Raw genomic sequence first — 17283 nt, forward strand, 5'->3', positions numbered from 1 at the left:
CGCAGAATTCTATCCCACGAACTGCCGAGCCACGATCAACACTGCCGCGCCCGCCAGAAACATCGCCATCAGGCCGCCGCGCAGCGAGACCACGGCGGTGACGACCAATGCCGCCCATTCGGCCGGTCCGGCATTCAGCAGCTCCGGCGCCACCAGCGTCGTCAGCACCGCCGCCGGCACGGCGTTGAGGCCGGCCTCGACGCGTGGATGGATGTTGTCGAAGCGGGAGATGACCAGATGCCCGCCGATTCGCGTGAGATAGGTGGCGACCGCGCCGGCGATGATGATCCAGAAAGTCGTGCTCATGGCCTTGTCTCCACGCCGCTATGGTGCGGTGGCAGGATGACGGCGAGCAGCACGCCGGCAATGGCGCCGATCGAGACGTGCCAGGGCGAGCCGACCGTCTTGTAGGCGATGATCGAGGCGCACGCACTGGCGATAACCACCGGCAGCCACAGCGGCCGCTTGCGGAAGCCCATCACCAGGCCGAGGAAATAGATCGGCAGCAGGAAATCGATGCCCAGCGCATGCGTGTCGGGGATGAGCTTGCCAAACACGGCACCCAGCGCGCTTTCGATCACCCAGAACAGATAGACCGGCAGGCCAAGCCCCAGATACCAGGCAAAGCCGACCGTCTGGCCGGACGCCGCCCTCGCCTCGGCCACGGCGAACTGCGGATCGGTGAGGATGAAATAGCCGAGCGCCTGTTGGATGACAGGCCAGTGCGCGATGCGCCGGCCGATGCCGGCGGAGTAGAGCACATGGCGGAAATTGACGGCGAAGATCGACAGCACGATCAGCCACGGCGCGACATGCTGGCCGAACAGCTGGATGCCGACCATCTGGCTGGCGCCGCCATAGACCAGCGCGCTCATCAAAAAGGCTTCGAGGACCGAAAAACCATTGTCGACGGCAAGCGCTCCGAACAGCACCGCGAACGGCGCCGACGCCACGACGACAGGCATGGAGAGTCGCACGCCTTGCCAGAAGTCGCTTTTGCCGCCGCTCTCGGAAATCACGTCCGTCGCCATCGATCGCTCCCAGGGTCGAAACCGCCGATGTAGGTAGTGCAGCCCGCCTTGTCACACGAATTCGCTTGAGCCAAACGATCAGCGGAAATGATCGTCGCCTTGGGTCGAGATGGAACTTAGTCCTTCGCGATTTTGCCCTCGATCGCCCTGCCCCAGTCGAGCAGCGGCTTGGCGCGCATGGTAAAATCGACGAGTTCCTCGACCAGATCCGGCCCGTGGATGCCTGCCGGATCGATGACGTGGCGGACGGCAAAATGCCGATTGCGGATCGCAGCGACAAGATCCTCATCCGTGACGTGCTCGAAGCCCCGCGGCGTGCGTTTCATGGCGTCTTCCGCGCTAAGCTCGAGGCCGTTCTTCTTCAACGCCTTCACCATGGCGCGAAACCTGTCCGGCCACGTCTCGATGGCGCGCCGCATCGCCAGCAGCAACGCGGCCTCCGGCTGCCACCAGGCGAAGCCGGCAAAGCAGCCCTCAAGCCCGATATGAATGTAGAACACGCCCTGCACGGCCTTGCTGCCGTCAGGCGACAGAATCGCCGAGACATGCCGGTTGTACGGCCGCTTGTCCTTGGCGAAGCGCACGTCGCGATTGATGCGGAACAGCGACTTCTTGCGATCGCCGCGCAAACCGAGCCCTGCCTCTGCGAAGCGCTGTGTCAGCGTGTCGACCAGATCGCCAAGGGGATCGCGCAATTCCTGTTCGAACAGGTCGCGGTTCTCCAAAAACCACTCCCGGCTCTGGTGGAAATCCAGCGCCTTCAGGAATGGTATGGCCTTTGGGCCGAAGCCTTTGAACGCGGTCACGCCTTGCCGACCCGTTGCAGCCAGGTGTCCTCGTCGATCACCTCGACGCCGAGTTCGCTGGCAAGCTTGAGCTTGGAGCCGGCCCCGGGTCCGGCCACCAGCAGATCGGTCTTGGCCGAAACCGAGCCGGCGACCTTGGCGCCGAGCCGCTCGGCCATCGCCTTGGCTTCCGAGCGGGTCATCTTCTCCAGCGTGCCGGTGAAGACGATGGTCTTGCCCGCGACCTCGCTGTCGGCCGAGACGGTGACGATATAGGGCTTGGGCCTGACCTGTTCGAGCAGCTTGTCGAGCACGTCGTCATTGCGTTCATTGCCGAAGAAATCGCGCAGCGCATCGATCACCGTGTCACCGATGCCGTTGACCGATGGGAATACGGTGTGCGGGTCCTCCGCTGCCGCCGTTTCCTTGCCGACACGGATCAGTTCCTCGATGGTGGAAAAGGTCTTGGCGAGCACGGCGGCCGTCGTCTCGCCGATATGGCGGATGCCGAGCGCGAAGATGAAGCGGTCGAGTTCCGGTTCGCGGCGCGAATCGATGGCCGCGAACAGCTTGTCGAGGCCCTCATAGTTGCGGTCCTCGACGCTGCGCACATTCTTGCGCGTCTTGCCGGACGCTGCCTCGCGCTGCCTGGCCTGCTCCTCGCGCCGCTCGGCCAGTGCCTTGGTGACCGCGGGACGGCGGTCCCTGAGCGTAAAAATATCGGCGGCGGTCTTGATCAGCCCAGCATTGAAGAAGGTGTCGATGTTTTCGGCGCCCAGCCCCTCTATATCGAGCGCCCCGCGCGAGACGAAATGGCGTAATCTTTCCACGGCTTGCGCGGCGCAGATCAGTTCGCCGGTGCAGCGCCGGCGAGAATCTTCCTTGCCGGTCTTCTCGTTGATCTCGCGCGTCGCCGGCGAGCCGCAGACTGGACAGGTATGCGGGAATTCGTAAGGCACGGTATCGGCCGGGCGCTTGTCGATGACGACGCTGACGATCTGCGGAATGACGTCGCCCGCCCGCTGGATCACCACCGTGTCGCCGATGCGCACGTCGATGCCGTCGCGGATCGGCAGGCCGTTGCTGTCGAAACCCTTGATGTAATCCTCATTGTGCAGCGTGACGTTTTCGACCACGACGCCGCCGACGGTGACGGGCGCAAGCCTTGCGACCGGCGCCAGCGTGCCGGTGCGGCCGACCTGGATGTCGATCCTCTGCACGGTCGTCATCGCCTGCTCGGCCGGGAACTTGTGGGCAACCGCCCAGCGCGGCTCGCTGGTGACGAAACCCCACCGGCGCTGCAGCTCCAGCTGGTCGACCTTGTAGACGACACCATCAATGTCATAGCCGAGCGAGGAGCGCTGCTCCTCGATCAGATGGTAATGCGCGACCAGTTCCTCGACCGACTTCGCCCGCACCATCAAAGGGCTGATCTTGAACCCCCAGTCGGCGAATTTTTGCACCGATTCATACTGGGTCGGCGCCGGATCCGCGGTCGTGAAGCCCCAGGCATAGGCAAAAAACTTGAGATTGCGGCTGGCGGTGACAGAGGCATCCTTCTGGCGCAGCGATCCGGCAGCCGTGTTGCGCGGATTGACGTAATCCTGGCCGCCGGCCGCGGCCGAGCGCGCCTTCAGCGCTTCGAATTCCGCATAGGTCATGTAGACCTCGCCCCGTATCTCGATGACATCAGGCCAGCCCGAGCCTTTCAGCTTCGCGGGAATATCGACGATGGTCCTGAGATTGGCGGTGATGTCCTCACCCACAGTTCCGTCGCCGCGCGTCGCGCCCTGCACGAACACGCCATTCTCATAGCGCAACGAGGCCGACAGGCCGTCGATCTTCGGTTCGGCCGTGAAGGCTATGTCGAGGTCCTTGTCGCGGTCGAAGAAGCGCCGGCCGCGCTCGATGAAATCGGCGACATCCTCGTCTGTATAGGCCTTGGCGAGGCTGAGCATCGGCACGGCATGGCGCACCTTGGCGAAACCCTCGGCCGGCGGCGCGCCGACCCTGCGTGATGGCGAATCCTCGCGCACCAGGTCGGGAAAACGCTCCTCGATGGCAAGGTTGCGCCGCGTCAGAGCATCATAGGCGGCGTCCGAGATTGTCGGCGCGTCCTCGGTATGGTAGCGCCGATCGTGCTCGGCGATCTCCTCCGCCAGGCGCTTCAGCTCGGCTTCAGCCTCGCTTTCGCTGAGCGAATCGACAGGTTTTTCGGCCATGCTTTTCTTCCCCGAACGGTGGCGCGCCACAATAGAGCATGATCCCGAAAAGTGGGAACCGGTTTTCGGAAAAGATCATTCCTGAACAGCAGGATGGAGCCATATCCTGACTCGCTGCCATATCCTGCCCCGTCAATGACGCTGGATGGCCTTATGCCGCGTTTGTGTTCTCGCGCAGCAGCCTTTCGGCGGCGGCGCGTGCCTCGTCGGTGATCGTGGCGCCGGCCAGCATGCGGGCGATCTCTTCCTGCCGCGCCGGCCTGTCCATCTCGGCAATGCCGGTCGCCACACGGTCGGTGCTGCCCGATTTTGAGATCAGGAAATGCGTCGCCGCGCGCGCCGCCACTTGCGGCGCATGGGTGACCGACAGCACCTGCACGCGCTTCGACAGCCGCGCCAACCTTTGGCCGATGGCGTCCGCAACGGCGCCACCCACGCCGGTGTCGATTTCGTCGAAGACAAGCGTCGGCGCCGAGCCACGGTCGGCCAGCGCCACCTTCAGCGCCAAAAGGAAACGCGACAGCTCGCCGCCGGATGCCACCTTCATCATCGGGCCTGGTCGCGTGCCGGGATTGGTGCGCACCCAGAACTCGATCTGGTCGATGCCCTCTTCCATGCGGGTCTCGGCCTCGCTCTTCATCTCGACGATGAAGGCGGCGCGTTCGAGCTTCAGCGCCGGCAATTCGGCCATGACAGCCTTGGTCAGGCCGATGGCCGCCGCATGGCGAAGCGAGGAAAGCTGTGCGGCGGCGATGTCATAGGCCTCGCGCGACGCCGCGGCCTGCTTCTCTAGCCCGTGCAGGCGTTCCTCGCCGGCGTCGAGATCGGCCAGATCGGCAACCATCGTGTCGCGCAATTGCGCCAGATCGTCGACGGCGACACTGTGCTTGCGTGAGGCCGCGCGCAACGAAAACAGCCGCTCCTCCGCTTTCTCCAGCCGCTGCGGGTCATACTCCGTGGCGCGAAGTGCCGCCTCGACGCCGGATTGCGCGGCGTCGAGCGACAGCATGGCTTCGTCCAGCGACTTGACCACATCCTCGAGCAGGCCGGGCGCCTCCGTCGCCTTGCGCTGCAGCCGTCTCAGCAGGCTGGCGAGCTGCGGCAAGGGCGAAGACGGGCCGGACAGCACATCTTGCGCGTCATGGATTTCGGAAGCGATCTTCTCGGCGCGCATCATATGGGCGCGCAGTTCGGCAAGTTCCGTTTCCTCGCCGGGCTGCGGATCGAGCTTGGTCAGTTCCGCCACCGCCGCACGCAGATAGTCGGCCTCGCGCGCCGCCGCCGCCACCTTGGCGCGGTGGCGCGTAACCTCCTGCTCGCCGGCACGCCAGTGGCGCCAGGTCTCGCCGGTCGAGCGAACCGCGCCGAGATGGCCTCCGAACGCGTCGAGCACGTCGCGGTGGGCGCCGGGATCGACCAAGGCGCGCTCATCGTGCTGGCCGTGGATCTCGACCAATGCGCGCCCGACATCGCGCATCAGGGTCACGCTGGATGGCTGGTCGTTGACGAACACGCGGGTGCGGCCGTCCGCCGTCTGCACGCGGCGCAGGATGATGTCGCCATCGTCCTCGATGGCGTTTTCGACGAGCAGCGCCCGCACCGGATGGTTGCGCGGCACATCGAACACGGCAATGACCTGGCCCTGTGCCGCGCCATGGCGCACCAGAGAAGCGTCACCGCGCGCGCCAAGCGCCAGCGACAGGGCATCGAGCAGGATGGATTTGCCGGCGCCGGTTTCACCCGTCAGCACGGAAAGGCCCGGCTGGAAGTCGATATCCAGCTTCTCGATCAGGACGATATCGCGGATCGACAGTCTGGAAAGCATCAGAACCCGGACCTCAGGCAATTCCAGGAAAAGTGCGGAGCGTTTTTCCCATGGGAATTGCGTAGAACAAAAAGTTGGGACGGCTCAGCGCTTCAATCAAACCACTGAACCGCCGTGGAGCGGCACGCGACCGATTGGAGTCGCAGCGCCGCACTATCTTTTTGTTTCAGCATCGGATCAATCCGAAAAGCGCGCTACGCACGCTTGCGCCTGACAGATCAGGCGCCGGTGATCAGCTTGCCGGCCTTGGAAATCCACGATCCGGCATTCTCGCGCGGCGAAAGCCCGTTGCTCTGCAGGAGCTTGTAGGAGTCCTTGTACCACGGGCTGTCGGGATAGTTGGTGCCGAGCACCGCTGCGGCCGTCTGGGCCTCCGAGGTCAGCCCCATCGCGTAGTAGCTTTCGGTGAGGCGGGCCAACGCTTCCTCGACGTGGCGGGTGTTGGAATAGTTCTCCACCACGGTGCGGAAGCGTTTGACGGCGGCGATGTATTCGCGGCGCTCCAGATAATAGCGGCCGATCTGCATTTCCTTGCCGGCGAGCTGGTCGTTGGCGAAGCGGATCTTCTCCTTGGCGTCGTCGACATATTCCGACGTCGGCCAGCGCGTGACCAGATCCTGCATCGTCTGCAGCGTCTGGCGCGCTTCCTTCTGATCCTGCGTCACATCCTTGATCTGGCGATAGTAGCTCAGGCCGATGATGTACTGTGCATAGGGCGCGTCATCGGTGGACGGATAAAGCGCCAGATAGCGCTTGGCCGACGAGATCGCCTCGTCGTAGCTGCCCTTTCGGTAGTCGGTGAAAGCGCCCATCACCATCGATTTGCGAGCCCATTCCGAATAGGGATGCTGGCGGTCGACGGCGTCGAACTTCTTGCTCGCCTCGTCCAGGCGGCCGGCATTCAAATTGGCGAGACCCTGGTTGTAGAGAACGTCGGCCGGCTCGGTCTGGTCGACATATTTCGACAGGTCGATGTCTTTCTCCGACGACATGCAGGCCGACAGAAAGAGCGATGGAACAACCAGCGAAAGCGCCAGGAGAACAGACCGCTTTGGCGCTTTCGATTGACCGACTCGCTTGAAGAACATGATTGGATTGCGCCCTTTCGGCGTTATTTTAATGCCTCTTGCATGCTGTTGTCCCAAAACTGGTCCCCACTTTTGAGCGACATGCACTAATCGACGGCAGCAGCCATAAACCATAACCGCCTTGCCCGGCAACGCTATCTCCGGGCAATGGCGCATTTTTGTGGCGGCGCGACGGCGCCGACGCATCCCTATATTTTCGCCGACCGATGATGCATTCCTGCAACACCCGGCATTCCGCCACAGGGTGCGAAAACGGTGCGGAGCTTAGATCATCCAGGGCGCGTAGAGCGGCGCATTGACGGCGCTCATCTCAGCCGCGCGGCCCCGCTCGCGGCGTGTCGTCTCGACGATCTCGAAGGCCGTGCGGTCCGACAGCAGGCGCCGCAGCGCCGCAGCGTTCAGCCTGTGACCGCCGCGATAGGAGCGGAAACAGCCGATGAAGCGGGCGCCGGCCAGAGCCAGGTCGCCCATGGCGTCGAGCGTCTTGTGGCGCACGAATTCGTTGGGATAACGCAGGCCGCCCATATTGATGACGCGGTTGTCGTCACCGATCACCAGCGAGTTCTCGAGCGAAGATCCCAGCGCATAGCCGGCCGCCCACAACCGCTCGACATCCTTCATGAAGCCGAAGGTTCGGGCGCGCGCAACGTCGCGGCGGAAAATGTCGGCATTGATGTCCGACGCAAAGAGCTGACGACCAATGGCCGGGCTTTCGAAATCGATCTCGACCTCGAAGCGGGTGCCGTCATAGGGCCTGAACTCCGCCCAGGAAGCACCGTTTTCGATGCGAACCGGCTTGACGACCCTGATATAGCGCCGCTTGACCGGGAGCGTCTCGATGCCCGCCTGGTCGATGGCTTCCACGAAGGCCATGGCGCTGCCGTCGAGGATGGGAACCTCGTGGCCGTCGATCTCGATGAGGACATTGTCGATGCCGAGCCCGAACAGCGCGGCCATGATGTGCTCGACCGTGGCGATATGCTCGCCCGAGGGATCGCCAAGCATGGTGCACAGATCGGTGGCGCCGATCTCGGAAAACAGGGCGCGAAACTCGCGGCCCAGCCCGTCGCTATTGATGAGCTGGAACACGATGCCGGTGTCGGCATCCGCCGGCAGGAAACTGATGGAAACTTCTTTGCCACTGTGAACGCCGGTGCCCGTAAGCGACGCGCGCGTTTTCACTGTCGTCTGGTAGTCGTGCAAGACAATCCCCATAAGCCCGATATGCCTAAGTCCGCTTCTCCAGCCCGAGGGCGCGGCTCTTGTTAAATCGGCAGGCAGGGCCACTTCCCCGAAATCCCGGCAGACCGACTATGGTAGGCAGCGAAGATAATGTCCCCCCAAGGAGACTCCAAATCACGGTTTCTTACCCTCTGTAACCGCGAACCAGAGTAAGCTCCACATCGTAACTATTTGATTCTACAGCACTTAAAACGTTAACAGGCAAGCAATTCCTTGCTTGCCTGTTAACAATTGTTACGGTCCGTTAACCGCTCAGTTGGCCTGGCGGCGCAGGAACGCCGGAATCTCCAGCTGATCGTCGTCCTGAGTCGCCCTGGTCTGCGGCGTCAGGCGGCCCTGGTCGTCCAGCTGGCCGCGGCGCGGCGCATAAAGCTGGGCGTCCTGGCTGGCGAGACGGCGCACTTCAGGCGCTGCCTGGCGCAGCTTCGGCTCGCGCGGTTGCGCCGGCTGCAGCCTTGCGGGTTCCTCCTCGCGGCGGGTCAGGCCGTTGGTCAGGCGCTTCAACAGACCCATCGGGCCGCTGTTGTTCTCGTGGTCCACCGGGCGGCTCTTGGCGTCGACCTCGGCCTTCACCACCGGCGGAAAGTCCTCGACGCGCGGCATGCGCTGCGGTGCCATCGCCACCGGCTGCTGGACCTCGCGCAGCATTTCGCGCGGCTGCGGGGCCGGCTGCATCTGCTGGACAACCGGCTGCGGCATTGGCTGCTGCGGCGGCGCCTGGAAGATCTTGCTCTGCGGGCGGAAATCGTCCGCATGGGCGACAGGAGCCGGGCGGGCCTGCGCCATGGCGGCAGCGTTCGACTCGGCGAGCTGGATGGCCTCGGCGACCGGGTCCGCGGCGCGCGGCTCATAGACAGGCTGCTGGACCGGCGCCGGGCGGCTCTCCACGGCAGCCACGGCCGGACGGGCGGCCGGCTTCTGCGGTGCCGTACGGATCGAGATCGGCGCCGCGGCGATTTCAGCCGCCGACTTGTCGATGCCGGTGGCGACCACCGAGACGCGGATGACGCCTTCCAGTTCCTCGTCGAAAGTAGCGCCGAGGATGATGTTGGCGTCCTGGTCGACTTCCTCGCGGATACGGGTCGCAGCTTCGTCGACTTCGAACAGCGTCAGGTCGCGGCCGCCGGTGATCGAGATCAGCAGGCCCTTGGCGCCCTTCATCGAGGTCTCGTCAAGCAGCGGGTTGGCGATCGCAGCCTCGGCAGCGGCCATCGCGCGGCCCTCGCCCGAAGCTTCGCCGGTGCCCATCATCGCCTTGCCCATCTCGCGCATCACCGAACGCACGTCGGCGAAGTCGAGGTTGATCAGGCCTTCCTTGACCATCAGGTCGGTGATGCAGGCGACACCGGAATAGAGCACCTGGTCGGCCATGGCGAAGGCGTCGGCGAAGGTGGTCTTGTCATTGGCCAGCCGGAACAGGTTCTGGTTGGGGATGACGATGAGGGTGTCGACGCATTTCTGCAGTTCCTCGATGCCCAAATCGGCCGTCTTCATGCGGCGCTGGCCTTCGAAGTGGAACGGCTTGGTGACGACGCCGACGGTGAGGATGCCCTTCTCGCGCGCGGCGCGGGCAACGACCGGAGCAGCACCGGTGCCGGTGCCGCCGCCCATGCCGGCGGTGACGAAGCACATATGGGTGTTGGATAGGTGGTCGATGATCTCGTCGATGCACTCTTCCGCCGCCGCGCGGCCGACTTCCGGCTGCGAGCCGGCGCCGAGGCCTTCGGTGACATGCGCGCCGAGCTGGATCAGCCGGTCGGCCTTCGACATGGTCAGCGCCTGCGCGTCGGTGTTGGCCACGACGAACTCGACACCGCGCAAGCCCGCGGTGATCATGTTGTTCACGGCATTGCCGCCGCCGCCGCCGACACCGAACACGGTGATGCGCGGCTTAAGCTCGGTGATGTCCGGCTTCTGCAGATTGATGGTCATTGTCTCCGTCCTTTGCCTTTCACGCCGCTTCGCCGCCGCGGCCGCCTATGGGGCTGTCCCCGTCAATTAGAAACTGTCTCTCAACCACTGACTCATGCGATGCAGTTTTCCACCCGTTCCGGTCATCCTGAGACCGGAAATGCCTTTTGCAGGATGGCTCTCGAAACTCGCCATCTGCGGATAGATCAGAAGCCCGACGGCGGCCGAGAAGGCCGGCCCCTTCGCTGCTTCGGGCAGGCCCGCCACGCCGAGCGGACGGCCGATGCGCACATTGCGCCCCAGGATGCGGCGCGCCGCTTCCGGCAGGCCGGCCAGCTGGCTGGCGCCGCCGGTGAGCACGACGCGCTTGCCGACCGCGTTGCCGTAGCCGGACTTGTTCAGCCGATCGCGCAGCAGTTCGAGTGTCTCGTCGATGCGGGCGCGCACGATGCGCGTCATCACCGAACGCGGAATCTGCAGCGGCACATCGCCATCGTCGCCGATCGGCTGGATCGAGACCAGGTCGCGGTCATCTGCGCTGCCCGGCAGCGCCGAACCATGCATGACCTTCAGCCTTTCGGCGGCATCGAGCGAGGTCGAAAGCCCTTTGGCCATGTCGAGCGTGACGTGATTGCCGCCGATGGCGATGGCGTCGCCATGGACGAACTTGCCTTCCGAAAACACCGAGATCGTCGTCGTGCCGCCGCCCATGTCGATGCAGGCCGCACCCAGTTCCAGCTCGTCGTCGACCAGAGCCGCCAGCCCGCTGGCATAGGGCGTCGCCACCATGCGCTCGACCGACAGATGCGAGCGGTTGATGGAGAGTTCGAGGTTGCGCATCGGCGCCGCGTCACCCGTCAGCACATGCATGTCGACGCCAAGCGCGTCGCCGACCATGCCGCGCGGATCGCGCACGCCGCGCTCGGCATCGAGCGAGAAGCCGACGGGCAGCGAATGGATCACCTCGCGCTCGGCCTTGAGCGCCTGCTTGGCGCCGGCGCCGAGCACGCGCTTGATGTCGGCCTCGTCGGCCTCGTGGCCGCCAAGGTTGATGGTCGCCGAGAAGGCTTCGCTCTTCAGCCGGCCGGCGGTCATGTTGACGATGAGCGAATCGACCGTCAGCCCCGCCATGCGCTCGGCGGCGTCGACGGACAGGCGGATGGCATGCTCGGCCCGGTCGAGATCAACGACCACGCCCGACTTCACGCCTTGCGACTTCTGATGACCGATGCCGATCACCTGGATCCGGTGCGAGCGGCCGCGCAACAGCTTGCCGTCATCGTTCGGCTTGAGCTTGGCCACCATGCAGCAGACCTTGTTCGAGCCGACATCCAGCACTGTCAGAGTGCCGGATCGGCGCGACGAGGCATCGCCTGAACCGCCAAGCCAGCTCATATCTTCGTCTCCGACTTGCGCTTGAGGGTCTTCGGCTTCTCGTTGAGCGCGGCCTCGCGCTGCGTCGCCGCTTCGGGCGTCAGCTCCACGACCAGCCGGTCTGTCAGGCGCATGTCGACAGCGGCGATGTCGCGCGACAAAAGCCCCTTGTCCTTATCCATCTTGACCAGTTGGGCGAGTGCCTGGTCTTCCTCGTCCTCGGGCAGCTTGACGGTGATGCCGTTGTCGAGCTTCAGGTCCCAGCGGCGATCGCCAACGCGGATATAGCCTTTTACGCGGGTCGCCAGGTCCGGGTACTTTTCGACCTTGGCCAGGAAGTCCGGCGCCTTGGCCGGCGCGCCGTCGCCGATCAGTAACGGCAGCAGCACCTGCTTGCCGCCGGAGAACGGCGCGATGACAGCGCCATCCTTCTCGATGACCGAGAGATCATTGCCTTGCTGCCAGAGCGCGAAAGCCTCGCGCTCCTCGACGCGCACTTCCAGCGTGTGCGGATAGACCTTGCGCACCGCCGCCACTTCGATCCACGGCAGGCCAGAGATGCGCTCGCGCGCGGCCTCCGCGTCGAAGCCGATCAGCGAGGTCCAGCCATCGAGTTCGAGCCTGTCGAGAATGTCGATCTCGGAGGTCTGGCGGTTGCCGACCACCTTGACCTGATCGACGGCGAAGCCGGTGCGGGCGGTGATGCTCTGGATGATGCCGTCGGCATGACCGCCGAGATAGGCACCATAGGCGCCGCTCGAAGCGAGCAGCACCGCCGACATCATCGCGGCGGAGAAGCGCGGCGCCTCGAATTCACCATCACCCAGGCGCGCCAGGATGCGCACCGGGCGGCGAAGCATGCGCGGCAGCACGAAATGGCCTGATGACAACGACAAGCCGAACAGCGACGGCCCGGCCGCGCCCTTCCCCTTGCCTTGTCCCCATTTCAACGCAGACACGAAGCGTCCTCCACCATCCAACTCAACAACTCACCAAACGAATGCCCGGCATGGGCCGCAATTTCAGGCACCAGAGACGTCGGCGTCATGCCCGGCTGAGTGTTGACCTCGAGCCATACAACTTCGCCATTTTCGGAGTGACGATCGTCATAACGGAAGTCCGACCGGGAAACGCCCCGACAGCCGACAGCTTGGTGAGCCTTGAGCGCCAGTGTCTGTATTTTTTGGTAAATATTCGGTGAAACTTTTGCGGGGCATTCGTGTTTTGATCCGCCCGCGACATATTTTGAATCGTAATCGTAGAAGGAATGGCCGGTCGGAATGATCTCGCAGACGCCGAGCGCCACATCACCCATGACGGCGCAAGTCAGCTCGCGCCCGTGGATATAGCGCTCGACCATGACGGTATCGCCATATTTCCACTCGGACGAGCCTACGACCTGCGGCGGATGCGACTGCCCCTCCGACACGATGACGACGCCGAAGCTCGACCCCTCATTGACCGGCTTGATCACATAAGGCGGCTTCATCGGATGCTTGTTCTGGATGGCGAAGCGATTGGCGACCTTCGATTCGGCGACAGGCACACCCACCGTTTTGACGATCTTCTTCGCCTGCTCCTTGTTCATGGCGAGCGCCGAGGCGAGCACGCCGGAATGGGTGTAGGGAATGCCGAGATATTCGAGGATGCCCTGGATGGTGCCGTCCTCGCCGAACGGGCCGTGCAACGCATTGAAGGCGACGTCAGGCTTGAGTTCGGCAAGCACCGAGCCGACATCGCGCCCGACATCGACGCGGGTGACCTGGTAACCCTCATTCTCCAGCGCATCGGCACAGGCCTTTCCGGAAGACAAGGACACGGGCCGCTCGGACGAAAAACCTCCCAGCAGGACGGCCACATGCTTGCTTTTCATTCCCCGTCATCCCCTCTCACGGCGGACCAAAAACCAAGATTTCCGCAACATTGAGTCCGAGTCTCCCGGCAGGTTGCCCCCCAGACGGAAAACGCGGGTAACGCGTCGAACGACTCAAATCAGGAAACGCTTTCCAGCAGAGAATCAGAGAGTTGATTCACTGGCAAGTGCTTATGATTCCGAGAGATTCACTTTCTGAGAAAATGGCTGCGAAAACCGTGCCGCTGAGTCCCTGGAGCAACGGTTTTGCGCGTTTTGGGAAGGTGCTGAAGTTCATGCATCACATGAACTTCATGAACAGCGAAGGTACGTTGAGGTGCAGGTCAGGCCGAGTCGAAAACGATGGCCTTCGAGAACCGGAGCGGAGCGGACATTCGGGTCCGTGAGCACCGGAAGCGGAGAAGGCCGTCGTTTGCAGGCCGGCATCACCTGAATATCAGCGTACCTAGAGAAGCTGACCCAAAAACTCCTGCACGGCATGTCCGGGCCGGAAATTGCCGATGCGCTTGATCTCCCACTGCAGCCGGATGCCCGAATGTTCGAGCACGCGGGCGCGCACCGTCTCGCCGAGATATTCGAGGTCGTAGCCGGTCGCAGTGCCGGTGTTGATCATGAAATTGCAGTGCATCGGCGACATCTGCGCGCCGCCGATCATCAGGCCACGGCAGCCCGCCTTGTCGATCTCCTTCCAGGCCGACGTGCCTTCGGGATTCTTGAAGGTCGAGCCGCCGGTCTTTTCGCGGATCGGCTGCACGGTCTCGCGGTGATTCTGCACCGCATCCATCGCCGCCTTGATGGTGGCCTTGTCCTCTGCAAAGCCTTCGAACACGGCCGAGGTGAAGATCAGCCCGGAAGGAGCCGCCGAATGGCGATAGGCATAGCCCATCTCGGCATTGCTCAGTGTCTGGACATTGCCCTTACGGTCGAGCGCGCGCACCTCGACCACGCGCTCGCGCGTCTCGACGCCGTTGGCGCCGGCGTTCATCCTCAGCGCCCCACCGATGGCGCCTGGAATGCCGTGATAGAAATGGAAGCCGCCAATGCCGGCTTCCAGCGCCAGGGCCGCGACACGCTTGTCGGGCGTGGCGGCACCCGCCTTAATCCTGATCGGCGAAACGATCTCGGCCTCGCCAAAGCCCTTGGCCGAGAGCCGGATGACAAAACCCGGAATGCCGCCGTCCCTGACCAGAAGGTTCGAGCCGACACCAACGACGGTAAGAGGTATTTCTTCGGGAACCGCACGCAGCAACGCGGCAAGATCTTCTTCGTCGGCCGGCTGGAACAGCACCTCGGCCAGGCCACCGGCGCGGAACCAGGTGATCTTGTCCATCTCGGCATTCGGCGTGAGACGGCCGCGCAGGCCGGCAAGCCGGTCGCCAAGTCTGTCGATCAGGGCCTGGCCGTGCATCATGAGGCGGCAAGCTCCTTTGGCAGAGCATAGGCCCATTGGGTGATGTTGCCGGCGCCGAGGAAGACGACGAAGTCGCCGGGCTTGGCCAGGTCGCGAATGATGGGCGCGATCGCTGCCGGACCCTCTATGTAGCGCGCGTCGCGATGACCGCCGGCGCGGATGCGCGACACCAGCTCGTCCGAGCTGACGCCGTCGATCGGGTCTTCGCCGGCAGCATAGACCGGCGCCACCATCACCGTGTCGGCGTCGTTGAAGCAGGCGGAGAACTCGTTGAACAGATCGTGCAGCCGGGTGAAGCGGTGCGGCTGGGCAATGGCGATGACGCGGCCGTTGGTGGCGCTGCGCGCCGCCTTCAGCACCGCCGATATCTCGACCGGATGGTGACCGTAGTCGTCGAAGACATCGACGCCGTTCCAGGACCCGGTATGGGTGAAGCGGCGCTTGACGCCGGCGAAAGACGACAGGCCCTTCTTGATCGCCTCGCCGGACAGGCCGAGCTCATGCGCGACGGCGATGGCCGCGGTGGCGTTGGAGACATTGTGGCGGCCGGGCATCGGCAGGCGCAGGCCTGAAATCGTGCTCTGGCTGCCGGTCTTGCGGTCGCGGATCACCACGTCGAACTCGGAGGTGGCCCCCGCCATGCGGTGGTTGGTGAAGCGCACATCGGCTTGCGCGTTCTCGCCATAGGTGATGACCCGGCGGTCCTCGATGCGGCCGACCAGCGCCTGCACTTCCGGATGGTCGGTGCACATCACGCCGAAGCCGTAGAACGGCACATTCTCGACGAACTGGCGGAACGCCTCGCGCACCTTGTCGAAGCTGCCGTAGTGGTCGAGATGCTCGGGATCGATGTTGGTGACGACGGCAATGTCGGCCGGCAGCTTGAGGAAGGTGCCGTCGCTCTCGTCGGCCTCGACCACCATCCACTCGCCGTCGCCCATGCGGGCATTGGTGCCATAGGCATTGATGATGCCGCCATTGATGACGGTCGGATCGAGCCCGCCGGCTTCGAGCAAGGTCGCCACCATCGAGGTCGTCGTCGTCTTGCCATGCGTGCCGCCGATCGCCACCGCCTGACGGAAGCGCATCAGTTCGGCCAGCATCTCGGCGCGGCGCACGATCGGCAGCAGCTTTTCGCGCGCGGCCTTCAGCTCCGGATTGGTCTTCTTGATCGCCGTCGAGACGACCACCACCTCGGCATCGCCAAGATTCTCGGCCTTGTGGCCGACGAAGCATTCGATGCCCTTGTCGCGCAGCCGCTGCACATTGGCGCTGTCGGCCTGGTCGGACCCTTGCACCTTGTAGCCGAGATTGTGAAGCACCTCGGCAATGCCGCTCATGCCGATGCCGCCAATGCCGATGAAATGCACAAGGCCGATGGTCTGCGGCATCTTCATGCTTGCGTCCCTTTCCTGAAATCCGAAACGGTTTTTTGGGACGCAATAGCCTCTGTGAGATCGGCGAGCAACCGTGCCGCGTCCGGCCTGCCGGCCGATTTCGCGCCCGCGGCCATCGCCGCCAGCTGCTCGGGATTGTCCATCAGCCCGCCAACGAGGGCCGCGATGCGCTCGGGCGACAGCGTCGATTGCGGGTGCACCTCGCCGCCGCCGGCAGCGGCAAGGGCTGCCGCGTTCGCCGCCTGGTCGTGGTCGAGCGCATAGGGATAGGGCACCAGCAGCGCCGGCCGGCCGATGACGGCGATCTCCGAGACGGTCGAGGCGCCGGAGCGCGAAATCACCAGATGGGCAGCGGCCATGCGCGCCGCCATGTCGGTGAAGAAGGGCGAGACCTCGACGGTGACGCCAAGCGCGGCATAGGCCGTCTTCACCCGCGCTACGTCATCCGCGCGGGCCTGCTGCGTGATCACCATACGTTTGCGCTGTGCATCCGAAAGCAGCGCGATGGCTCCCGGCATGGCATCGGAAAAGAACTGCGCGCCCTGGCTGCCGCCGAACACCAGCAGGCGGAAAGGCTCTTCCCCCGTCGATGCCGCATAAGGCGTCTTGGCCGCCTCCAACACCGCCGGCCGGACGGGATTGCCCGTCGTCACCGTCTTTTCGCCGGTGGCACTCGTATCCTGCGGCAGGAAGCCGCCGGCGATGGCATCGACACGGCCGGCCAGCGCCCGGTTGGCGCGCCCCATCACCGCGTTCTGCTCATGGATCAGCGTCGGCACCTTCCGCCGCGTCGCCGCGTAGAGCGGCGGCAGGGTCGGATAGCCACCAAAGCCGACCACCGCATCCGGCTTGATCCGGCCGATAATGGCGGAGGCCTGGCGCACGCCGCGCCAGATTTTCCAGAACGCGCCAAGCACGGCGATGGGATTTTTCGAGCCCATCGTCGCCGACTGGATCGGATGGACGGCAGCGGCCGGGAAGTGGCCGGCAAATCGTTCGGCGCGGTCGTCGGTCGCCAGATGCACCGTCCAGCCGCGCTCCTTCAGCTCATGCGCCAGCGCCTCGGCCGGGAACAGATGTCCGCCGGTTCCGCCCGCCGCCAGAAGGATGACACCCCTCGCCAT

14 protein-coding genes are annotated in these 17283 nt (G+C 64.2%); all 14 read right to left on the bottom strand.

Translation table 11 applies throughout. From position 1 onward, the window contains the following. Positions 1–9: 9 nt before the first annotated feature. Positions 10–306 (bottom strand): AzlD family protein, encoded by a 297-nt coding sequence (locus tag AB4Z43_RS03555; RefSeq protein WP_019859076.1) that lies wholly within the window; start codon positions 304–306, stop codon positions 10–12. Beyond that, a complete protein-coding gene (locus AB4Z43_RS03560; RefSeq protein ID WP_038647714.1) occupies positions 303–1031 on the bottom strand; it encodes an AzlC family ABC transporter permease in 729 nt (242 codons plus the stop codon). The genes AB4Z43_RS03555 and AB4Z43_RS03560 overlap by 4 nt, the downstream gene beginning before the upstream one ends. Before the next feature lie 116 nt (positions 1032–1147). After that, positions 1148–1837 carry a DUF2461 domain-containing protein gene (locus AB4Z43_RS03565; protein WP_202379973.1) on the bottom strand — a complete coding sequence of 230 codons (690 nt, stop codon included), beginning with the start codon at positions 1835–1837 and terminating at the stop codon, positions 1148–1150. After that, positions 1834–4038, bottom strand: a complete 2205-nt coding sequence (gene ligA, locus AB4Z43_RS03570) for an NAD-dependent DNA ligase LigA (protein ID WP_441935936.1) — start codon at positions 4036–4038, stop codon at positions 1834–1836. Before ligA ends, AB4Z43_RS03565 begins: the two co-directional genes overlap by 4 nt. Positions 4039–4189: 151 nt before the next feature. Next, positions 4190–5863 carry a DNA repair protein RecN gene (gene recN / locus AB4Z43_RS03575; protein ID WP_202379971.1) on the bottom strand — a complete coding sequence of 558 codons (1674 nt, stop codon included), beginning with the start codon at positions 5861–5863 and terminating at the stop codon, positions 4190–4192. Positions 5864–6081: 218 nt separating this feature from the next. Then, positions 6082–6951, bottom strand: a complete 870-nt coding sequence (locus AB4Z43_RS03580) for an outer membrane protein assembly factor BamD (RefSeq protein ID WP_019859082.1) — start codon at positions 6949–6951, stop codon at positions 6082–6084. A gap of 264 nt (positions 6952–7215) precedes the next feature. Beyond that, positions 7216–8166, bottom strand: coding sequence for a UDP-3-O-acyl-N-acetylglucosamine deacetylase (lpxC, locus tag AB4Z43_RS03585; protein ID WP_019859083.1), 951 nt, complete (start codon positions 8164–8166; stop codon positions 7216–7218). 279 nt (positions 8167–8445) lie between these two features. Continuing rightward, positions 8446–10125, bottom strand: coding sequence for a cell division protein FtsZ (gene ftsZ, locus AB4Z43_RS03590; protein ID WP_038647720.1), 1680 nt, complete (start codon positions 10123–10125; stop codon positions 8446–8448). Positions 10126–10191: 66 nt separating this feature from the next. Continuing rightward, positions 10192–11499, bottom strand: coding sequence for a cell division protein FtsA (ftsA, locus tag AB4Z43_RS03595; RefSeq protein WP_010910249.1), 1308 nt, complete (start codon positions 11497–11499; stop codon positions 10192–10194). Then, entirely contained in the window at positions 11496–12437 is a 942-nt protein-coding gene (locus AB4Z43_RS03600) for a cell division protein FtsQ/DivIB (RefSeq protein ID WP_441935939.1), read from the bottom strand. Before AB4Z43_RS03600 ends, ftsA begins: the two co-directional genes overlap by 4 nt. Further along, positions 12425–13351 (bottom strand): D-alanine--D-alanine ligase, encoded by a 927-nt coding sequence (locus AB4Z43_RS03605; protein WP_010910251.1) that lies wholly within the window; start codon positions 13349–13351, stop codon positions 12425–12427. Before AB4Z43_RS03605 ends, AB4Z43_RS03600 begins: the two co-directional genes overlap by 13 nt. Positions 13352–13796: 445 nt before the next feature. Further along, positions 13797–14762, bottom strand: a complete 966-nt coding sequence (gene murB / locus AB4Z43_RS03610) for a UDP-N-acetylmuramate dehydrogenase (RefSeq protein WP_441935941.1) — start codon at positions 14760–14762, stop codon at positions 13797–13799. After that, entirely contained in the window at positions 14759–16159 is a 1401-nt protein-coding gene (gene murC / locus AB4Z43_RS03615) for a UDP-N-acetylmuramate--L-alanine ligase (protein ID WP_019859090.1), read from the bottom strand. The genes murB and murC overlap by 4 nt, the downstream gene beginning before the upstream one ends. Continuing rightward, the gene (gene murG / locus AB4Z43_RS03620) at positions 16156–17283 is read right to left on the bottom strand and encodes an undecaprenyldiphospho-muramoylpentapeptide beta-N-acetylglucosaminyltransferase (RefSeq protein ID WP_202379969.1); all 1128 of its coding nucleotides are present in this window, start codon (positions 17281–17283) and stop codon (positions 16156–16158) included. The genes murC and murG overlap by 4 nt, the downstream gene beginning before the upstream one ends.

This window comes from Mesorhizobium sp. 2RAF45 (genome assembly GCF_052115225.1).
GTDB lineage: Bacteria > Pseudomonadota > Alphaproteobacteria > Rhizobiales > Rhizobiaceae > Mesorhizobium > Mesorhizobium jarvisii.